The sequence below is a fragment of the Flavobacterium sp. LC2016-23 genome (assembly GCF_009674775.1).
Lineage (GTDB): Bacteria > Bacteroidota > Bacteroidia > Flavobacteriales > Flavobacteriaceae > Flavobacterium.
On sequence record NZ_WKKE01000002.1, the window covers coordinates 127,186 to 142,655 of the forward strand.

At 38.2% G+C, this 15,470-nt stretch carries 15 protein-coding genes and 1 other RNA gene; 2 read left to right on the top strand and 14 right to left on the bottom strand.

Annotated elements, in window-relative coordinates; all coding sequences use genetic code 11:
• Window positions 1-41 precede the first annotated feature (41 nt).
• Window positions 42-398 (top strand): helix-turn-helix domain-containing protein, encoded by a 357-nt coding sequence (locus GJU43_RS02115; RefSeq protein ID WP_229654982.1) that lies wholly within the window; start codon window positions 42-44, stop codon window positions 396-398.
• Between the two features lie 2 nt (window positions 399-400).
• Here GJU43_RS02115 and GJU43_RS02120 read toward each other — a convergent pair whose 3' ends face one another.
• The 14 genes from GJU43_RS02120 to GJU43_RS02185 all read right to left on the bottom strand — a co-directional run bounded on the left by GJU43_RS02120 (window position 401) and on the right by GJU43_RS02185 (window position 13,924).
• Entirely contained in the window at window positions 401-874 is a 474-nt protein-coding gene (locus tag GJU43_RS02120; RefSeq protein ID WP_154339201.1) for a MarR family winged helix-turn-helix transcriptional regulator, read from the bottom strand.
• Window positions 871-1,362, bottom strand: coding sequence for a GNAT family N-acetyltransferase (locus GJU43_RS02125; RefSeq protein ID WP_154339202.1), 492 nt, complete (start codon window positions 1,360-1,362; stop codon window positions 871-873). The genes GJU43_RS02120 and GJU43_RS02125 overlap by 4 nt, the downstream gene beginning before the upstream one ends.
• A 159-nt stretch (window positions 1,363-1,521) precedes the next feature.
• Window positions 1,522-2,793 carry a PQQ-dependent sugar dehydrogenase gene (locus tag GJU43_RS02130; RefSeq protein WP_154339203.1) on the bottom strand — a complete coding sequence of 424 codons (1,272 nt, stop codon included), beginning with the start codon at window positions 2,791-2,793 and terminating at the stop codon, window positions 1,522-1,524.
• Between the two features lie 310 nt (window positions 2,794-3,103).
• Window positions 3,104-4,324 (bottom strand): DUF763 domain-containing protein, encoded by a 1,221-nt coding sequence (locus GJU43_RS02135; protein ID WP_154339204.1) that lies wholly within the window; start codon window positions 4,322-4,324, stop codon window positions 3,104-3,106.
• Window positions 4,325-4,457: 133 nt separating this feature from the next.
• Window positions 4,458-5,501: a lipid A-modifier LpxR family protein gene (locus GJU43_RS02140; protein WP_154339205.1), complete on the bottom strand. Its 1,044-nt coding sequence runs from the start codon at window positions 5,499-5,501 to the stop codon at window positions 4,458-4,460.
• A 235-nt stretch (window positions 5,502-5,736) separates the two neighbouring features.
• Complete coding sequence (locus tag GJU43_RS02145; RefSeq protein WP_154339206.1) at window positions 5,737-6,165, bottom strand: cupin domain-containing protein; 429 nt, start codon at window positions 6,163-6,165, stop codon at window positions 5,737-5,739.
• 210 nt (window positions 6,166-6,375) lie between these two features.
• Window positions 6,376-6,831, bottom strand: a complete 456-nt coding sequence (locus tag GJU43_RS02150) for a DUF1810 domain-containing protein (RefSeq protein ID WP_154339207.1) — start codon at window positions 6,829-6,831, stop codon at window positions 6,376-6,378.
• 170 nt (window positions 6,832-7,001) lie between these two features.
• Window positions 7,002-8,744 (bottom strand): ABC transporter ATP-binding protein, encoded by a 1,743-nt coding sequence (locus GJU43_RS02155; protein WP_154339208.1) that lies wholly within the window; start codon window positions 8,742-8,744, stop codon window positions 7,002-7,004.
• A gap of 181 nt (window positions 8,745-8,925) precedes the next feature.
• On the bottom strand, window positions 8,926-9,405 hold the full coding sequence (locus GJU43_RS02160) for a hypothetical protein (RefSeq protein WP_154339209.1): 480 nt from the start codon (window positions 9,403-9,405) through the stop codon (window positions 8,926-8,928).
• A 122-nt stretch (window positions 9,406-9,527) separates the two neighbouring features.
• The gene (locus tag GJU43_RS02165; protein ID WP_229654983.1) at window positions 9,528-9,701 is read right to left on the bottom strand and encodes a hypothetical protein; all 174 of its coding nucleotides are present in this window, start codon (window positions 9,699-9,701) and stop codon (window positions 9,528-9,530) included.
• 155 nt (window positions 9,702-9,856) lie between these two features.
• Window positions 9,857-10,552 carry a TIGR03915 family putative DNA repair protein gene (locus GJU43_RS02170; RefSeq protein WP_370455482.1) on the bottom strand — a complete coding sequence of 232 codons (696 nt, stop codon included), beginning with the start codon at window positions 10,550-10,552 and terminating at the stop codon, window positions 9,857-9,859.
• Between the two features lie 77 nt (window positions 10,553-10,629).
• A complete protein-coding gene (locus GJU43_RS02175; protein ID WP_154339210.1) occupies window positions 10,630-11,895 on the bottom strand; it encodes a putative DNA modification/repair radical SAM protein in 1,266 nt (421 codons plus the stop codon).
• Window positions 11,896-12,258: 363 nt separating this feature from the next.
• Window positions 12,259-12,654, bottom strand: a transfer-messenger RNA (tmRNA) gene (gene ssrA / locus GJU43_RS02180).
• A gap of 67 nt (window positions 12,655-12,721) precedes the next feature.
• Entirely contained in the window at window positions 12,722-13,924 is a 1,203-nt protein-coding gene (locus GJU43_RS02185) for a serine hydrolase (protein WP_154339331.1), read from the bottom strand.
• A 240-nt stretch (window positions 13,925-14,164) separates the two neighbouring features.
• On the opposite strand from GJU43_RS02185, the gene GJU43_RS02190 reads away from it, so the two are divergent.
• Window positions 14,165-15,367 (top strand): NAD(P)-dependent oxidoreductase, encoded by a 1,203-nt coding sequence (locus GJU43_RS02190; RefSeq protein WP_154339211.1) that lies wholly within the window; start codon window positions 14,165-14,167, stop codon window positions 15,365-15,367.
• Window positions 15,368-15,470: the final 103 nt, after the last annotated feature.

Below are 15,470 nucleotides of genomic sequence, written 5' to 3' on the forward strand. Positions count from 1 at the left end.
CCAAAAGTAACTGTTACATCCGGGTAACTAACTAACATACGATGATTAAAGAGCTACAACACGACCAGCAAAAATGCAACAAAAACATCATGGCAGTGCACGATGCCATGGATATCCTGAACGGAAGATGGAAAATTTCGATTATTGCTTCCTTGTGTTTTAGTACGTTAAGATTCACGGATCTTTTAAGGGAAGTAGAAGGAATTTCGGGTAAAATGTTAAGCAGGGAACTCAAAAACCTGGAAGAAAATCAACTGGTGACTCGAACGGTTTTAAACACAAAACCCATAACGGTCGAATATGAGCTGACCGAATATGGTCATACCCTAAAAGAAGTGATCGAATCGTTGGCAAAATGGGGGCACAATCACAGAAAAAAAATAACAGGCAAACTATAATATTACCTGCTGCGTTCCGAAACACGCTGAAAAAAGCCTTGTGTCGCCAATTTTTGTTCGGCTTCTTCGATGGCTTTTAAAAGATTATTTTGGTTATCAGCAATTTCGGCGAGTGTGTTTTTCATGACCGTCCAGACCGGCTGCATTTTTAGAACCAGTTCTTTTCCTTTTGGCGTTAGCACAATTAATCTTTTTCGCTCGTCTGATTTATCTTTTTTAGAACTGATCATTTTTAGTTTTTCAAGTTCCTTCAGTAAACTAATCGTCGAAGGGTGAGAGTACCCAATTTCGTTGGCAATTTCAACCACGCTCAGCTTTTCTTTGATATGTAAAGTATAAATTACGGGAAACCATTTGGGCTCAAAATCAATATCGAAAGATTTATAAACCAAAGCACCATCCTTGCGCAATTGCTCACTTAAGCGCTGTAATCGGGTGGAGAGGGCAAGGATACCTATTTCATCAATTATATTCATTTTGCTGGATTTAGGGGTAAATGACAGAATACATTATCAGGTCGCATCAGCGGAAAATCATCCGGAAGCGCCTCTTTTGCGATGGTAATGAAATTATTTCTTTCGTAAAACCGCAAGGCCGCCTGTAAGATGGAAACGGTTCCTAAATATAAGTCTTTTAAGCCGTTTTCTTCACTATATTGTATTAATTGTTCTAACAATTGCTGCGCAATATTAAATTCTTTTCCCCTGTATTCTTTTCGCACAAACATTTTCCTGATCGCTCCGGCTTCCTCATTAAACTTTACCAGTGCTATAGTTCCAACCAGTTTTTCGTCAATAAAAGCGCCCAGAAAAAAACCGCCTGACTCGTAATAAAAGTTTTTGATGTCTAATAAATCCGGCTGATCTTCTAAGGTAATCGGAACATTGAATTCTTTCTGCTGAATGTTTAAAATTAAATCAACGATTTCTTTTTCATATTCATTTTGGATAAGTTTTATTTCCATTTTTATTTCAAATTAGATATAGGTACAAAACTACGTAGTTGAATACATATATCCAAATAAAAAAACTGAAAAGTATATTAAGAGACTTTTCAGTTGATGGTTACAAATAAGTATCAGAGATGAAAAACTTGATTTTTCACCTCTGATTAACTGTTGTGCTTATTTTGCAATTTTGTAGATTTTAGCATTTGCGCCATCTGTCACAGCATACAAAGCGCCGTCTTTTCCTTCTAAGACATCTCTAAAACGGCTATTAGCAGAAGTAAGCAATCTTTCTTCGGCCACTACAACATTGTCTTTAAGTACAAGTCGCACTACATGCTGACCACTTAATGCAGCAGCAAATAAATTATTTTTCCACTCCGGAATTAAATTTCCTGAGTAGAAAGTAATTCCGCTTGGCGAAACTACAGGATCCCAATAATAAACCGGTTGTTCCATACCGCTTTTGGTGGTAATACCGTCTCCGATTTTTGCACCGCTATATTCCAGGCCGTAGGTAATGGTTGGCCAGCCGTAATTTTTGCTGGCTACAATTTTATTCAGTTCATCACCTCCCAGCGGTCCGTGTTCCACTTCCCAAAGGTCTCCCGTTACAGGATGAATGGCAAGCCCCTGAGGATTCCGGTGTCCGTACGAATAAATTTCAGGCAATACACCTGTCTGACCAATAAACGGATTTCCCGCAGCAGGTTCACCATTTTTGGTGATGCGTACAATTTTACCAAGAGCAGCATCTAATTTCTGGGCCAGCGGTCTTGAGGCGATATCAGAACGTTCCCCGGTGCTTACAAAAAGATTTCCCTGTTTGTCCCAGGCAAGGCGTGAACCGTAATGTAACGTGCTGTTAAATTCCGGAATTGCTTTATAAATTATAACAGCATTTTCGATTTTGGTCTCGTCTGCAGAAAGTTTTCCTTTTGCTACGGCTGTTGCAGTACCTGCAGTTCCGTTAAACGAAAAACTCCAGTACACCATTCGGTTTGTAGCAAAGTCAGGATCAATGGCAACATCTAATAAACCGCCTTGTCCGTTACTGTTTACTGCCGGAATTCCGGTAATTGTTCCGCCAACAGTTCCGGCCTGAGTAACAATTCTCATGGTACCCGCTTTTTGAGTTACTATAATTCTTCCGTCAGGTAAATTATCCATTCCCCAGGGACTGGCCAAACCTTCGGCGAAAACTTTAGTCGTATAAACAGTTTCGGTTTTTATCCCGGCAATTCGGGTTTGTCCTTTAAATGCCGGAACATAAGTTGAGTTTGCAGGTTTAGTTTCTACCGGAGGAAGTGTTCCAACAGGTACATCATCATCGTCATCACTACCATTATTATTCTTATCTTCATTATTGCAGGATAGCTGACTAAGTACTAAGAATAAAACGGAAAGATAAACAAGAACATGCTGTTTTTTTAGAAATGGGTTTTTCATAATGTAATTTTTTTAATGTTAAAATTAACTTCATATAAATATAACCCTCTTTAAGATAATTTTATTGTTTTGTGATTTACATAATTCCCATGTTTTCGGTAAGAAGTGTGTTAAAAATGAAAATAGATATCTGTTTATGAGTTGATTAGCTATTTTGATGTTTCTGGTTTTTACATAAGCAGGCTCCTTTGGTTGTAATTCAAATTGGTGTTAGGCTGAGCGAAGTCGGAGCTCTTTCCATCTAAAAAAAGCCTTCGGCTCCGCTCAGGATGATATTGATTTCTAAAAGAATAAAAATAGTTTACCCAAACTAAAACAATTCCAACTGATTTCCGGGATTAGCAGGTTTGTTTTTTGGAGGTTTAGCATCGCCAAAAACGGTTCTTCCGCCATATAGATGTGATTCATTTCTTTCTTTTTGAATCAAAGCATCAAAATTAGTGTTTGGGGTAAAACCTTCTTCTGCTTTTCGGGAAATTTCAGATAATTTTCGAATCGCATCGACTTTATCACTGTTGCCAATTTTGGCACGGTTGATTGCTCTTTGTAAAGTAGTAATCGTTTCATCATAAATCTTTACCGGAACCGGAAAGGGATGGCCGTCTTTTCCGCCGTGTGCAAAAGAAAAGCGGGCAGGGTCCTCAAAGCGTGTTGGTGTTCCGTAAATAATTTCGCTTACTAAGGCTAACGATTGCAGAGCTCTTGGTCCCATTCCTTTTAGAAGTAAAAGTTCTTCAAAATCTTCAGGTTTGTTTTCGTGCGTGGCCCATAACATTGCCCCGAGACGTTTCATATTGACATCTTCCATCCTCACGTCGTGATGGGACGGCAAAGAAAGATGTTGCATTTCCTTCATGATTTTGGTCGGGGATTCTTTCGATAATTCTAAAATACCGGCTCGGGATTTCTCCGCGGTTCCGGCCGTAAGATTAAGGATCGCGCCCTGATTTTCACCGTAGATGAAAGTATGGGGTTCGTTTATAAAGGATTTTAAATCTTTCGAATGCCAATGGTACCTTCTCGCGGTTTTTGAATTCGGGTTCATTCCCTGCTGGATTACCGTCCATTGTCCTTTGTTGTCGACAATAAAATTGTGCTGGTACAATTGAAAACCATCCTGAATGGCCGTGTTGTCTACTTTAGCGGTAAGCCTGCTGCAATTGGCCAGATCATTGCCATCGAGTCCGGTTCTTTCACCTACAGACAAAAGTTCCCGCGGTGTAAGCATCGAATGTTTGCCTTTTCCGCCACAGATGTAAATTCCGAGTTCTTTCGAATGTGGATTAACCGATTTTTTTAAAGCTCCCAAAACAGAAGTTGTAATTCCCGAAGAATGCCAGTCCATGCCCATAACCGCACCAAAACTCTGAAACCAAAACGGATTACTCAGTTTACTGATGACTTCAGAGGTTGAAAATTCCATAGCAATCGTCTCTACAATCGCAAAGCCAAGTTTTGACATTCGGTCAGCAAGCCATAAAGGAACATGACCATAATGTAAAGGGAGATCTGCCGTACCGGAACGTTTCATAGGAGAGATTTGGATTGCTGTAAAATTACAAAAAAAGCGGAGGGAAAGATGTTAAAGGATTATCTGGTTTTGTTCAGGAAAGGATGTGAATTGCCGGTTTTGTTAAAAGGAAATGAAAGTGACCAATAGATTTTTATCGATTCCATCGGGCCGGCGAATATCCCAGTGAAATCCCGCCCCAGTAATGAAAATCTTTTCCGCCGCTATATTCCCTGCTTCTTCCGTAAAGGGCATATTTTAAATAAAACCGGTCTTTGATCAGTACATTTACTCCGGCACTAACATCAAATACAACACGGTTAACATCACTGTGCGGAATTTTATAAATACTGTGATCGCTGAACAGCAGCCCTTCTAAAGTGGTATTGTAGGCAACGGCTCTTATTTCGGGCGTGATAAAAACATTCATTCGGATCGCAGGAAAAATAGCAGGTGTTTTTTTAAGAAAAGTGCCGGGAACACTCGGAGAATAGTCCTGCATAATTCCGCTGTTTAAATTAAGGAGGTTTATTTTTATTCCGCCTTTTACATTCGCAGTGTAGTTTCCCAATTCTGCCCCGGCACGCCAACGCAGTTGCAGCCAGCTGCATTTTGCATCAGCATTAAATCCCGGAAAGACCGGACATTCCATTCGGGCGTTATAATTAAAAATAAAAGATCCTTTGTACCCAATTTGATTGTCCCAGCCCATGGGCACATCCCGGGTTGATCCGAACCAATGGTGTTTATGGATGTAGGATTGTGCATTGCCGGGTAGGGAAGTACCTATAGCACCAATTACAATTTCACTTTGAAGTACAGCTCCCGTTACCAAATTATAAGAGGTATTTCCAAAATTCAGGAACATCAGCGAGGCGTAAGGCCTGTCGTTTGTAATGGGTTCTGATGCCGCTAAATTTTGGGGCGTGTAAGCGGTTCCGCCAATACCAATACGCTGAATCGTGAGCGTTTCTTCCGGTTTCTTGTATTTAAAAAAAGGAAACCATTTAATGAATTCCGGAAACTGCACTTCTATTTTGGCACTTCCCGTATAATTTTCATCCTTATTCTTAATGGCTAAAAAATCATTTTCGGTGGTAAAAAGTACCTGAAAACCTTTTCCCTGTGCTTTTAAATCAGACAGAAAAAGTAGCATTATGATCAATAGTACAGGACGAAGTAAGGAAGTGCTATTCATATTATCAGGCTTTAATATGGTAAATAATTGATCTGTCTTGATTCGGTATTTATTTCTTTATGCTAAAATAGAAAGAAAATAAGTACAATTTTTAAAATTAGCCTAAAGTTAAAAGTTAAAAACCTGTAAACAATATATTTACAGGTTTTTTTAATGATTATGTTTAAAATGAAATACCTAAACTTCTTTTAATTTCGAAGGGCCCACGACTTCAGTTAAAATAAAGATTTAAGGACTATGTATTATTATGGGCTGATTGTAGGGCAGTTTGGTATTCTTCATCTGTGACAGGCTGAAGCCAGGTGACCTGCAAATCGTCTTTGTAATTTGTAATGGCAATATGCGTCATATTTGTGTTTTCTGACGCTCCGTGCCAATGCTCGACATTTTCAGGAATATTGATGACATCGCCTTTTTTAATGATTTGGGCAGCTTTATTTTTTTCCTGATAATATCCCTGGCCTTCCGTTACCAGTAAGACTTGACCTTTGGGATGTGTATGCCAGTTGGTTCTTGCCTTCGCGTCAAAGCTGACGCTGCCTGCCGAAAATTCGTTGTTTTTGTCCCGTGCAATCAAAGGAGTTAAAAAAGCCTCGCCGCTAAACCAGTCATTGGGTAGTTTGTTGCCTTTTGGAAAAAGAGTATCGTTGTTTTCTGTCGTCATTTTTTCTGAATTTTTAGTTGTACAAACCAGTAGTATAGTCGGTCTTACTGACACCAGCTATAAAGTTAAGATTTGAGTTTCAATAAACTTCAAATTTTTGTAAAAAATACAGCTAAAGTACCGAAAGCAATAACAGCTGTTTTACCGTATAAGTCCAGATAATACATGCTGTTTTTAAAAAGTTATGGAGTTTATCGCTCCAATTTTCAATTAAGCTACTTTTTCAAGAACCGGCATCGTGGCATGAGCAATAGACAATGTTAGCGGATCTAAATGGCCGGCAAAAAAAGTGTCCAGAAGTTCTTTAAATATAGGATTTGCATTTTCGACCTGACAAAATAATGTTAGTGATGAACGCAATTTTCGGGCATCTAATTCTCCCAGAATAGCTTCGGCAGATTTCCTTTTGTATTGTAATAAAAGTTGTGAGATTTCTACAAGATGTTTTTCTAAAATGGGATGCTGCAGATAGGCTTCAGCTTCTTTCAAATTTGCAATTGAATAATAATCAGCTATACTGCTTTTTCCCAATCCTTTTATCTGAGGAAAGATAAACCACATCCAGTGCGATTCTTTTTTTCCTTTTTTAATTTCTGAAAAGGCAGTAAGGTACATTTTATTTTGAGCATCTAAAAAGCGGGTTAAATCATTATTTGCGTAAGCCATGGTCGAATGTATTTATGAAAAAAGGTTGTGATTGATCCTGTTTTTATCTCTTAAAGACGTTTCAAAAATACAGCCGATCCCAATTTTTAATTTATATAATTCTCGGTGTTTGTTATATAATTTATATTATCGTTACCAGTCACAATATCAGTGGATTATTTGTTATTATTTTATCTTCTTTCCCCAACCTGCTGACGCCACATAGAATAATAAAGACCTTTTTTCTCCAGAAGTTCTTCATGGGTCCCTGTTTCAGAAATCTTTCCTTTTTCTAAAACATAAATAGTATCAGCATGCATGATGGTGGAGAGTCTGTGTGCAATTAATATGGTCATTCGCTTTCTGCTTTGTGAAATTTCCCGGATAGTTGCCGTAATTTGTTCTTCGGTCAGGGAATCCAGGGCAGATGTTGCTTCATCAAAAATAAGCAGCTGTGGTTTCCGCAGCAAGGCTCTCGCTATCGAAAGACGTTGTTTTTCGCCACCGGAAAGTTTCATTCCGCTTTCTCCTAAAATTGTATTTAAACCATGCGAAGCTTTTGCAATCAGAGCAGAGGCAGATGCTTTGCTCAGTGCTTCATTAATTTCCTCGTCTGTAGCAGCAGGATTTACAAAAAGCAGATTGTCTTTGATAGATCCGGCATACAGCTGGGTATCCTGCGTCACAAAACCAATTTGTCTTCGCAATGGGTTGTAGCGGATCTGGTCGGAGTTGATGTCATTAAAATAAATAGCTCCTTCCACAGGAATATAAAGTCCGACGAGTAATTTGACCAAAGTAGATTTTCCGGAACCGGATGGACCAACAAAGGCAATAGTATTGCCCAGACTGATTTTAAAGGAGATGTCGTCAATAGCATTGTACCCGGCAGTTTTGTGTTTGAAGACAACGTTTTTAAATTCAAGGGATTCCAGTTTGTCCACTTCGATAGAATTTTCAGGGCGCGTTTCTATGGGCCTGTTCATTAATCGGTCAAAAGTTTTTAAAGAAGCATCTGCCTCTCTGTATAAGATGATCATATTTCCCAAATCCTGTAAAGGTGTAAAAATGGCGGTCGATATAAATTGCATCGCAATTAGCTCGCCTGTCGTAAGCACTTTCCTGAAAATGAGCCATAATAAGATAAACAGGATCGATTGTTTGAGAAGATTTAGCATATTCCCCTGCAGAAAAGAAAGTACGCTTACTTTTTTTGCTTTTTGCATCTCGAGGTTGTAGATCCGTAAAGTCTGCTGATTCATTCTCTTAATTTCTGCAAATGTAAGGCCAAGACTTTTTACGAGTTCTATATTTCGAAGGCTTTCTGTAATTACTCCGGCTTGTTTGTCCGTTTGTCGGTTAATCGATTTCTGGATGCCTTTTATTCTCTTCGAAACCAGTCCCGTTAGTGATCCCAGTAAGACAACACCAATAAAAAATACAGGAACCAGCAGCCAGTTTTTATTGATGCTGTACCAAATCAGAAACCCAACACCAATGAGCGACGAGTACATGACGTTGATAAAAGAATTGATAAACCGTTCGGAATCTGTTTTTACTTTTTGGAGTACGGATAACGTAGTACCGCTTCTGCTTTCTTCAAATTCCTGATACGAAAGCCTGAGTGTTTGTTTCAGTCCATCGTTAAAAATAGACATTCCAAATCCGGCAACGGCTTTTCTGGTAAAATAATCCTGTGCAGCTTTGCTTAATCTTGCGAATACAGCTATTCCGAGTGCAATTCCGAGCCAGTATAATATTCCGGAAAGCAGTTCATTTTCAGAAAGGTTATTTTTGTTGGTGGCATACTGATCTATAATTTTTCCGAATATGACAGGATCAACCAAAGTAAGAAGCTGCGCTATTCCGGCGAGTAATAAAGAAAGAAAAACGAGATTACGATGTGGCTGTAAATATTTCCAGAGTATTTTCATTAAGCTGTTTTTTGAATAGATTGTGAGAATTGCAATTGATTTTTACTAAGTTACCATTCTTATCTTGGATTTTAAAAGTATTTTTAAGCGAACCTTTAGTAAAAAAAAGACCTGTAAACAATTTGTCTACAGGTCTTTTGTGAATTAGACCGGATTACAGTCTGAATTGTATGATTTTATCTTAATGTTTTCCTTTACCATGGACATTTCCATGACCTTTATCATGTCCGTGACCGTTATCATGTTCGTCATGAGAATGTTTATTGTTTCCTTTACCAGGTTTTGGGCCAATTGTTTTTTGTGGGCCTCCTTTGTAACCTTTACCATATTTTACTTTATGAACTTTGTAATTATCATAAGGTCTGTCTCCTCTGTAATCCGTAAGAACTACTTTGTACTCGTTGTAAAGGTCATAATTACGATAAACTCTTGGTAATGATCTTGCGCGAATCCATTTTCCGTTACTTACATAAATATAATTAGACGTATTTACATCATAATAGGTATCCAGATCTGGTAAATAGTAATAACGTGCATTATCGTATCCTGTAGGACCCCATGCAGGTGGTGTTCCAATGTTGACATTAACAGATACCTGAGCATAAGAGAAACTCAATGCGAAAAAAGAAAGTATAGTCAATAAATGTTTTAAAGATTTCATAATCATAGTTGTATTAGATTAATAATTTAGGTTAAAGACAAAAACTAAGCCGAAGTTAAAAATTAAGCAATTAAAAATGGATTTCATATAAAATGACCGCTTACATTAACTAGTTTCTAGGGCTATTTGTTTTGTCCGGGAGCGTATTTCTTTGCACTTTTATCGCCGTTCATTTTTTTGGCCTGTCCTGGTGGTATACTCTTTACCTTTCCGCTAGAGTTGCGTGAAGAGCCGCCTGAGCTTACACTGCAGCTGGCAAAAGAAAATACTGCCGACAGCATTAGAGTTTTAATCATTGTATTTTTCATGTTTTTTTTCAAAGTTAATTTTTTTAAAACACTTTACACCTATTTATTGAAAGGTTTGGTAAGCAATTGTATTTCATGTACGAATAATTTTACTTTTTAGTTTTTTCTAATTTTAAACATTCACTTTTACTTCAGTATTAGCGCTATTTTTTAATTTTAGCAACTTTTTCGGTAAGGTTTTTCCAGTACCTTTTAGGCATGTGCCGTAAGTGAAGGCGTGTGTTTTTTCTGGATTCAATATTGACATGAGTAAAATATTGCACCCACAAATTTTGAAAAAAGGCTTCTTCCTGATCACAGATTTCAGCCAGAAATTTATCAGAATTGTGCTCGCTGCTAAATTGCAGTTCTACTGTCGAGACTTTTTTGAGGTCATAATAGATGCCGTATTTTCGTTTCGCATCATAAATTAGCCAGCGCTGATCTGCATAGCGGCTACTGAAATGATTTTCGATTAGCGGAAGCACATCGCAGTCCGGTTCGATAATAGCGTAATACAACTGATCTTTCGTTAGCTTAAAACGAACAAAGGCCTTCATTCGGTGGCTCTCTCTTCTGGTGATCTGGGCGGCTTTTCTGACTCCCCATACTTCGCTGTTGGACAAATCTTCTTCAATATTTTTTTCAGAGGCGAAAACATAGCTGGCAAATCGAAACATTAAATCTTCAGACTGTGCTGTTTCTGATAAAAACGTACTGTAGATTCTTTTAAATCCTTCCTTTGAAAGCCTGTTTCTTAAACTATCGGAAACACGTTTCGCTTTTTCAGGATCCGTTACCACATAATAAGTATCCGCAAAAAGCAGACTGGTTGCCGGTTCTTGTTTTGCAAAAACGATGTCTTGTAGTTTTAATTCTTAAATTTCAAAGACGGCGGTGAGCCATCCTTCAAAAGTACCGTCATATATTACCTGTGTCATGCGCCGAATAGAGAAAGTTGATTGGAGAAATTGTTTTGGTATTTGCTTTTTTGGGCATCTAAAATGTGATCCTTGATCTGAATAGCGGTATAATCCTTCTGCAGTAGAAAGGGTGATGCAAAAGCTAGGAAGTAACGTGCGCGGCTGTAGGCAATCCCCATTTTCTGTAAGTCCGGGGCAGTGAGTTTTTTGAACTTTCTGGCCGCGACAATTTTTTGGGCGCTTAAAAAACCGATTCCGGGAATGCGTTTGATGAGTTCGAGATCCGCCGTGTTAACATCTACCGGAAATTGGTTCAGGTTGCGCAATGCCCATCCGAGTTTGGGATCAATATCCAGGTCCAGATTAGGCTGGTCAAATCCAACAATCTCATTGACATTAAAACCGTAATAGCGAATTAACCAATCGGCCTGATACAAACGGTTTTCACGGATAATAGGAACCGGTGTCCCGATAGAAGGGAGGCGGTTGTCGTAGCTTATTGGTACATATCCGGAATAATACACCCGACGCATGTTCATCTGCTGATAAAAATAGTCCGCCATTCCTAAAATTTCAAGGTCGCTTTCTTTCGTTGCGCCAATGACCATTTGCGTACTTTGGCCTGCGGGAGCAAAAAGAGGTGCCTTGAAGTTGGATTTTCGTTCTTCCTTGTGGCCGGCAATTTCATTTTTAAGGTAGTGCATGGGTTTCATGACATCACCATGATTTTTTTCCGGTGCCAGTAATTTCAGGCTTTGTTCGGTTGGCATTTCTACATTTACACTTAAGCGGTCGGCATACATTCCGGCTTCTTTCAATAATTCGTCACTGGCTCCGGGAATCGCTTTCAGGTGTATGTAGCCATTAAAATTATGTTCCAGCCTTAATTTCTTCGCAATTCTAACCAGACGTTCCATAGTAAAATCGGGATTGTCAAAAATACCGGAGCTGAGAAATAAGCCTTCAGTATAATTTCTCCGGTAAAAACCAATCGTAAGGTCCACAACTTCCTGTACCGTAAAGGCAGCACGTTTGACATCATTGCTTTTTCGGCTGACGCAATACGCACAATCAAAAATACAATGGTTGGTCAGTAGAATTTTCAGTAAAGCCACACAACGCCCGTCTTCGGTATAGGAATGGCAAATACCGGATCCGCTGGAATTTCCAAGTCCTTTGTCTTTATTCTTTCGATTGCTCTGACCAGAGGAACAAGAGACATCATATTTTGCCGCATCCGACAGAATGGCCAGCTTTTCCATTACTCTTTCATGTACCATTTTAATTTTCTTTTATAGTTGCAAATCGTTATAAAAGCGATGAATCTTCATCCAATAAAATGATCTTTTAAGGATTGCTATTTTGTTTTTGGGAATCATCCTGTTCGCTGTGAAACAGGCAAACGCTTTTAGTTGTAATAATAAATCGTGGTTTTTATCTCTTACGCTTTCAAAATTAGTTCAATTTGTAACAAGTTTGGATTGGTTTCGTGTTCTAAATTGTAACAAATAGTGTTAAAGGTAATTCTGTAAAAAGCAACAATACCTGAACAAAGGGAATTTTAAACAGGTGGCCAAATGCCGGGAGGGAATTAAAAATAAAAAATCGCAATTATCAACATATTTGATAATTGCGATTTTATTTAGTGGAGTCGCCGGGAATCGAACCCGGGTCCAAACAAGCAACTAAAGAGCTTTCTACGCGTTTATTTCCTGATTGGATTTTCGATGTTAAGCTAGGTCAGGAACAACCACTCAACACTTATCTTCTTAATTTCGAAATCCACCCGAAGCTCATGGAAATCTAGGTCTATTTTTACGGTTCCCCTGTACTGACCGCCACAAACCAAGGCTTTCAAGGAGAATCCAGCTTCCCTATCTGATAGGGACGTGGCTAATCTTACTATAATTCGGATTATGCAGCTAAAGCGTAGTTATTTTCGCCGTGTAAAATTGTAAGATCTTATATTTACGAGCAAGGTCTCAATGCTCGACGTGCTTACTTTTCAATTCGACTTGCTGTCAAAACCAGTCGACCCCAAAAATGAGTTTGCAAATTTATACTATTTGAAGTTAGTTTCGTAATAAATTTTACAGAAAAATATCTTTATTCTTCGTCCTTAAAATTAAACGGGTAATCGCCGAAAACCGGAGCCAGTTTACGCACCGCATACGTGTTTCTCGTAAATTTATTCGATAAGGCAATAATAGTAATGTTTTCTTTCTGTAACGGAATGTACGATGAAGTGTATCCATGCCACCAGCCGTTGTGAAAGTAAAAATTCTGTCCGGTCTCCCAATTGATCATTCGGATTCCCAAACCATAGTTTTTGGTGCCTTTACGTTCGTTGCTATAACCGGTATAGACTTGCTTTAATAGCGCAGGCTTTAAAAAATCAGGGGAATTTCTCGCACGGTCAAATTTTAATAAATCGCGCGGGGTCGAGAAAATGTTTTTATCGCCATAAACGGCATCCATATAATCAAGTCCGATTTCGACATTGTTTCCTTTATAAGACGGAACGATTGTTTTTCTGTCCTTTTCCCAATCGAAAACAAAAGTATGCGTCATTCCGAGTGGCTTAAAAATCATTTGGGTCATGGCTTCTTTATAAGTCAGCCCTGTTATTTTTTCAATAATAAGCGCCAGCATGGCATAATTGGTGTTGCAATAGGCAAAACGCGTTCCTGTTGTTGCTTCCAGGCCAATATTTTTAGTAGCCAGAAGCTCTAAAATATCTTTATTGGTCAGTTGATTGTGCCTGTCCCAAACCGATTTATCCCTGTCGGTGAAATAAGCGTAATTTCTCATTCCGCTGCGGTGGCTCAATAACATTCGAACCGTACATTCCGGATAAGGAAAGGTTTTTAGAATCGTGTTTACTTTTTGGTCTAAATCCAGTTTTCCGGCATTCACCAATTTTAAAACGGCAGTTGCCGTCAAAACTTTGCTGACAGAGGCAATATGAATAGGAGTATCTGCATTTATGGTAGTACCTTCATTTTTGTCTGCGTAGCCATTATATCGTTCAAAAATAATCTGACCGTTTTTAGCAACCAGAAAACCGCCGTTCATACTGTTGTTTTTCCAGTTTTTAGTGTAAAAGTGATTTATTCTTCCAGCTACCGAATTAATATAAGCCTGGCTTATTTTTTTTTCAGGCCCTAACGGTTTCATCTTAGGTAAAGTATCTTCGACCGCCGTAATCTCTTTTTCTGTATTTTTTTTATCTTTTCCGCAGGATCCTAAAACTAAGATTAGAAAAAGTATTTGTGGTATATTTGTTTTTTTAAGGAAGCTCATTTTCATCATTCTTTAAAAACAAATATATAGAATTCAATACTTTTGATTTGCCATTTTTAAATCTGTAAAATATAGTTTTTAACTTTTTTTTAACTTCTTTTTTTTGTATTCAGTTGGTCATCAGCTTTTAGCGTTACAGAACTGTTTGAAATTAAAGAATTACAACAAAAATTTAACTTATTTTGTTATATTTGAAACAAATTCAATTCAAAAAGTTATATTAATATTTACTTTAATCCGTTATAAATGAAATTTGGTATCATAAAAGAAAGAAAAAACCCACCAGACAGACGTGTTGTGTTTGCGCCAGGAGAACTGGCAAAACTGAAACAGCTTTATCATGACGCTACAGTTGAAGTTGAAAGTTCAGATATTAGAATATTTTCTGATATTCAGTACCAAAGTTTAGGGATAACTATTACAGATGATGTTTCCGGTTGTGATGTTTTATTTGGAGTGAAAGAAGTTCCGGTAGAAAATTTAATTCCGGACAAATCGTATTTCTTTTTTTCTCATACTATAAAGAAACAACCTTATAACAGAAAGCTACTAAAAGCGATCTTAGAGAAAAATATCGATTTATACGATCATGAAACTATTGTAGACAGCAACAACAGAAGGCTTATTGGTTTTGGAAAATATGCAGGAATGGTCGGTGTTTACAACGGAATTCGAGCTTTTGGGATAAAATTTGAATTGTTTAAATTGCCAAAAGCAGAAACTCTTGCCGGAAAAGACGCCCTGATTATGCACCTGAAACGCATTACGTTACCACCTTTAAAATTTGTGATCACCGGAACGGGTAAAGTGGGGAGTGGCGCGAAAGAAATTCTGGACGCTATAAAGATAAAAGAAATCACGGTTGAAAATTATTTAACCAAAAACTACACGCAGCCGGTTTATGTGCAGCTGGATGTTTTGGAATACAACAAACGAATTGACGGACAGGTTCTTGATTTTAATGATTTTGTCACACATCCGGAGGCCTATGTTTCTGATTTTGAAAAATTCACAAAAGTCACCGATATTTATTTTACAGGTCATTTTTACGCCAGCGAGGCACCGGTAATTCTGACAAGAGAAATGTTGAATGCCAGCGATTGCAAGATAAAAGTGGTAGCCGATATTTCCTGTGATGTCAATGGCCCAATTGCCTGCACTTTGCGTGCTTCTACGATTGCAGAGCCTATTTACGGATACTGGCCGGCCGAAGGTAAAGAAGTGGATGTTTTTCATCCCGGTGCTATTGTTGTAATGGCCGTTGATAATCTGCCATGCGAAATTCCAAAAGATGCAAGCGAAGGTTTCGGAGAACAATTTATGGAACATGTAATCCCCGCTTTCTTTAATGGAGATAAAGACGGAATTCTGCAAAGAGCCAAAATAACGGAGAAAGGGAAGCTTACTCCGAGATTCAGCTACTTACAGGATTATGTAGACGGGAAATAAGTTTCTAGTCTCAGTCTCAGTTTACAGTCTCTCCCAATAGCTATCGGGATCAGTCTCAGTTTACAGTTTAAGAGGGTATGTGAAAGTTTTTCCATTCCAAACA

Bases quoted from the DNA above. Each gene is read 5' to 3' on its own strand.
- GJU43_RS02165 (WP_229654983.1), bottom strand. From the start codon at position 9,701: ATGATTAAAACTCTAATGCTGTCGGCAGTATTTTCTTTTGCCAGCTGC.
- GJU43_RS02135 (WP_154339204.1), bottom strand. From the start codon at position 4,324: ATGAAACGTTCCGGTACGGCAGATCTCCCTTTACATTATGGTCATGTT.
- GJU43_RS02185 (WP_154339331.1), bottom strand. From the start codon at position 13,924: ATGAAAATGAGCTTCCTTAAAAAAACAAATATACCACAAATACTTTTT.
- GJU43_RS02175 (WP_154339210.1), bottom strand. From the start codon at position 11,895: ATGGTACATGAAAGAGTAATGGAAAAGCTGGCCATTCTGTCGGATGCG.
- GJU43_RS02160 (WP_154339209.1), bottom strand. From the start codon at position 9,405: ATGAAATCTTTAAAACATTTATTGACTATACTTTCTTTTTTCGCATTG.
- GJU43_RS02150 (WP_154339207.1), bottom strand. From the start codon at position 6,831: ATGGCTTACGCAAATAATGATTTAACCCGCTTTTTAGATGCTCAAAAT.
- GJU43_RS02130 (WP_154339203.1), bottom strand. From the start codon at position 2,793: ATGAAAAACCCATTTCTAAAAAAACAGCATGTTCTTGTTTATCTTTCC.
- GJU43_RS02190 (WP_154339211.1), top strand. From the start codon at position 14,165: ATGAAATTTGGTATCATAAAAGAAAGAAAAAACCCACCAGACAGACGT.
- GJU43_RS02145 (WP_154339206.1), bottom strand. From the start codon at position 6,165: ATGACGACAGAAAACAACGATACTCTTTTTCCAAAAGGCAACAAACTA.
- GJU43_RS02125 (WP_154339202.1), bottom strand. From the start codon at position 1,362: ATGGAAATAAAACTTATCCAAAATGAATATGAAAAAGAAATCGTTGAT.
- GJU43_RS02115 (WP_229654982.1), top strand. From the start codon at position 42: ATGATTAAAGAGCTACAACACGACCAGCAAAAATGCAACAAAAACATC.
- GJU43_RS02140 (WP_154339205.1), bottom strand. From the start codon at position 5,501: ATGAATAGCACTTCCTTACTTCGTCCTGTACTATTGATCATAATGCTA.
- GJU43_RS02120 (WP_154339201.1), bottom strand. From the start codon at position 874: ATGAATATAATTGATGAAATAGGTATCCTTGCCCTCTCCACCCGATTA.
- GJU43_RS02155 (WP_154339208.1), bottom strand. From the start codon at position 8,744: ATGAAAATACTCTGGAAATATTTACAGCCACATCGTAATCTCGTTTTT.